Below are 3848 nucleotides of genomic sequence, written 5' to 3'. Positions count from 1 at the left end.
AGCGAGGCCTTCGCGCAGCGGCCATACGAGGCGCCGCGGGGCGAGGTGGAGCAGGCCCTGGCGGGGCTGTGGGCGGAGCTGCTGCAGCTGGAGCGGGTGGGGCGGCAGTACCATTTCTTCGAGCTGGGCGGGCATTCGCTGCTGGCGGTGCAGCTGATCGAGCGGCTGCGCGCCCAGGGCTTGCGCGCCGACATCCGCAGCCTGTTCGCGCAGCCGACGCTGGCGGCGCTGGCGGCGGCCATCGAGGCGGATCCACAGGTTGCGCCGCAGGACGCCGTGCCGCCCAACGCCATCCCGCCCGGCTGCGAGCGCCTCACGCCGGACATGCTGCCGCTGGTGGACCTGAGCCAGGACGCGCTGGACCGCATCGTGGCCCGCGTGCCGGGCGGGGCCGCCAACGTGCAGGACCTGTATCCGCTGGCGCCGTTGCAGGAAGGCATCCTCTTCCACCACCTGCTGCAGACCGAGGGCGACCCCTACCTGACCTCGACCACGCTGGCCTTCGACACGCGCGAACGGCTGCAGGCCTTCGTCGACGCGCTGCAGCAGGTCATCGACCGGCACGACGTGCTGCGCACCGCGGTGCTGTGGCAGGGCTTGCCGGAGCCGGTGCAGGTGGTGTGGCGCCGCGCGCCGTTCGTGATCGAACAGCCGCCGCTGGCGCCGGGCGATGTGCTGACCCAGCTGCGCGACGCGGCCGATCCGCGGCGCTACCTGCTGGACCTGTGCCAGGCGCCGCTGCTGCGCGGACTGATCGCGCGCGACGCGGCGCGCCCGGGCTGGCTGCTGCAGCTGCTGCTGCACCACCTGGTGCTGGACCATACGACACTGGACCTGCTGTTCGAGGAGGTGCGGCTGATTCAGGCCGGCGAGCCGCAGGCGCTGCGCGAGCCCGTGCCCTTCCGCGCCTTTGTCGCGCGGGCGCGGCGGGCCGGCGCGGCGCGCGCGCACGAGGACTTCTTCCGCACCCAGCTGGGCGACCTGTCGGAACCGACCACGCCTTTCGGGCTGGCCGATGTGCGGGGCGACGGCAGCGCGGTCGACGAGCAGCGCCTGCGCCTGCCCGCCGCGCTGTCGCGGCGGCTGCGCCGGCAGGCCCGCGCCCACGGCCTCAGCGCCGCGAGCCTGTTCCACTGGGCCTATGCGCAGCTGCTGGCGGCCGGCACCGGGCGCGACGACGTGGTCTTCGGCACCGTGCTGTTCGGCCGCATGCAGGGCGGCGCGGGCGTGGAGCGCAGCATGGGCCTGTTCATCAACACCCTGCCATTGCGCGTGCGCCTGGATGGCGTCACGGTGTTGCAGGGCCTGCGGCGCACGCAGGACGATCTGGTCCAACTGATGGCCCACGAGCATGCGCCGCTGGCGTTGGCGCAGCGCTGCAGCGCGCTGCCCACCGGCACGCCGCTGTTCTCGGCGCTGCTGAACTATCGCCACAGCGTGGTGCGCATCGCCCACGAAGCGGCCGACGCGACGCAGGGTGTGCAGATGCTCTCGGCCCACGAGCGCACCAACTATCCGCTGTGCCTGTCGGTCGACGATCTGGGCGAGGACTTCGAATGGAGCCTGCAGGCGGCCCGCCCGGTCTGCCCGCAGCGCCTGGGCGGCCTGCTGCTGAACGCGCTGGACGCGACGCTGCAGGCGCTGGAGCAGGCCCCGGACACGCCGGCCGTGGCCCTGGACCTGCTGCCCGCCGAGGAACGGCGGCGGGTGCTGCAGGACTGGAACCAGGTGGCCGAGCCCGCGGCGGAGTCGGCCTGCCTGCACCGGCTGTTCGAGCGCCAGGCCCAGCGCCGCCCGGATGCGGTGGCGCTGGTCTTTGGCGCGGCCACGCTGAACTATCGCGAGCTGAACGCGCGGGCCAACCGCCTCGCGCGCCATCTGCGCGCGCTCGGCGCCGGCCCGGACCAGCGCGTGGCCGTCTGCCTGGAGCGCGGCCTGGATCTGGTGGTGGCGCTGCTGGCGGTGCTGAAGTCCGGCGCCGGCTATGTGCCGCTGGACCCCGCGTATCCCGCGCAGCGGCTCGCCTTCATGCTGCAGGACTGCGCGCCCATGGCCCTGCTGACGGGCGTGGACCTCGCGCTGCCCGTCGAGCTGCCGGCGCCGCTGACGCGCGTCTGCGTGGACGCGCCCGAGCCGCCCTGGGCGGCGCTGCCCGCCAGCGACCTGGACCCCGCCGAGACGCCGGTGATGCCGCAGCACCTCGCCTACGTGATCTACACCTCTGGCTCCACCGGCCAGCCCAAGGGGGTGATGGTGGAGCATCGCCAGGTCACGCGCCTGTTCGGCGCCACCGCGCCCTGGTTCGGCTTTGGCGCCGACGATGTGTGGACGCTGTTCCATTCCTTCGCCTTTGACTTCTCGGTCTGGGAACTCTGGGGTGCCTTGCTGCAGGGCGGCCGGCTGGTCGTGGTGCCACAGGAAACCACGCGCTCGCCGCAGGACTTCTACGCGTTGCTCTGCGAGCAGGGCGTGACGGTGCTGAACCAGACGCCCAGCGCCTTCCGCCAGCTGATGGGCCAGCGCGGCGACCGGCCCCACCGCCTGCGCCTGGTGGTGTTCGGCGGCGAGGCCCTGGAGCCGGCCAGCCTGGCCGGCTGGTTCGCGCGCGACGATGTGGCGGGGACCCGGCTGGTCAACATGTATGGCATCACCGAGACCACGGTGCATGTGAGCTACCGGCCCATCGTCGCGGCCGACCTTGCGCAGGGCGGCGACGCCAGCCCCATCGGCGAACGCATCCCGGACCTGCGCGTCTATCTGCTGGACGGCCATGGCCGGCCGGTGCCCGTCGGCGTGCCGGGCGAGATCCATGTCGGCGGCGCCGGCGTGGCGCGCGGCTACCTCAACCAGCCCGAGCTGACACGCCAGCGCTTCCTGCCCGATCCCTTCACGCCCCAGCCCGGCGCGCGCATGTACCGTTCCGGCGACCTGGCGCGCTGGCGGCCCGACGGGCAGCTGGAATTCCTGGGCCGCAACGACCAGCAGGTCAAGCTGCGCGGCTTCCGCGTCGAGCTGGGCGAGATCCAGTCCCAGCTGGCGCGCCAGCCGGGCGTGCGCGAATCGGCGGTCGTGGTCCGCGAGGATCGGCCCGGAGACCCGCGCCTGGTCGCCTATGTGGCCGGTGACGTGGATCCGCTGCGGCTGCGCGAGGATCTGGCGCGCCAGCTGCCCGAGTTCATGCTGCCCGCCGCCTTCGTGCCGCTGCCCGCGCTGCCGCTCACCCCCCATGGCAAGCTGGACCGGCGCGCGCTGCCGGCCCCGGACGGCGCGGCCTATGCGCAGCAGGCCTACGAGCCGCCGCGGGGACCGCTGGAGCAGGCGCTGGCGGACCTGTGGGCGGAGCTGTTGCAGCTGCCCCGCGTGGGCCGCGGCGACCACTTCTTCGCGCTCGGCGGGCATTCGCTGCTCGCCGTGCAGCTGAGTTCGCGGCTGCGCGAGCGCCTGGGGGTCGAGCTGCCGCTGGCGCGTCTGTTCGCCCACCCGGTGCTGCATCGCTTCGCCGCGGCGGTCACCGAGGCCGGGGCCAGCGCCTTGCCCGTCGTCGAACCCACGGCGCGGCGCGGCGACGTGCCGCTGTCGCCGGCGCAGCGCCGGCTGTGGTTTCTCGCGCAGATGGACCGGCGCGCCAGCCTGGCGTACCACATCCCCGTGGCGCTGCGGCTGGCGGGGCCGTTGGACCCGGCCGCGCTGCGCGGCGCGCTGCGCCGCCTGGTGCAGCGCCACGAAGCCTTGCGCACGCGCTTCGTCGCGCGCGACGGCGAGGTGCTGCAGTGCGTCGCCGCCCACGCGGACTTCGTGCTGCTGCAGCACGACCTGTCGGCGGACGAGGACGCCGAGGCCCGTCTGCG

Annotated in this window: 1 protein-coding gene; it reads left to right on the top strand. The window is 74.0% G+C overall.

The features are described 5' to 3' along the window. On the top strand, positions 1-3848 hold a 3848-nt coding region (locus tag LZ017_RS21660; RefSeq protein WP_241399012.1), incomplete at both ends, for an amino acid adenylation domain-containing protein.

The organism is Pelomonas sp. CA6 (assembly GCF_022549225.1).
Taxonomy (GTDB): domain Bacteria; phylum Pseudomonadota; class Gammaproteobacteria; order Burkholderiales; family Burkholderiaceae_C; genus Roseateles.
This window is presented reverse-complemented; position numbering and strand designations above follow the sequence as displayed.